The sequence below is a fragment of the Vibrio sp. 2134-1 genome, assembly GCF_033339495.1.
Window position 1 is genome coordinate 1 of sequence record NZ_JAWOUS010000805.1, and the last position, 555, is coordinate 555.

The 555-nt window shown below is 44.3% G+C and carries 1 pseudogene; it reads left to right on the forward strand.

The annotated features are described in order from the left end of the window. Positions 1-243: 243 nt before the first annotated feature. A pseudogene (locus R7R78_RS28635) lies at positions 244-555 on the forward strand (glycerol kinase); the annotation flags it as partial.

The window sequence follows — 555 nt, forward strand, 5'->3', positions numbered from 1 at the left end:
GGTGCATTTTTCATCGACATCGTTAACTTAGTGATTTTGCAAGGCTGCATCGCCTTTATCAAATAATCGGCGAAAGGCGTAACCACGCCAATTTTAGAATCATTTAAAGCCAAAGCCAGTCGGAAAAGACTGGCTTTTTTGTTTCTTGGTATGAATCTTTCTCATTCTTGCTTCAAGCAATGAAATCAATGCGTTAATATCATTCACAGGATGTTATTTTCCCAGCAGCAGGAGGCTCCACACATGTCAGAAAAAATATCGACATCAGCATTAGCGAAAATGCGCAATATTGACGCCAAGCTGCTGTTTTCAGATCTCAAACGCGCCGGTTACATCACTCGCCAAGAGGACAAATGGATCCTGACGGAAGAGGGCGCTAAGTTCGGCGGTGAATATGTTGACCACCCCAAGTTTGGGCAGTTTATTGTCTGGCCTACGAACTTGCATATTGAGCTGAATCCTACCTCTGGGAAAACTCTGAGTGCCACACTACTTGGCGATAAACTTCGCCTTAATGCCAAGCGAATCAACCAATTGTTGAGTGAGCTAGGCTGG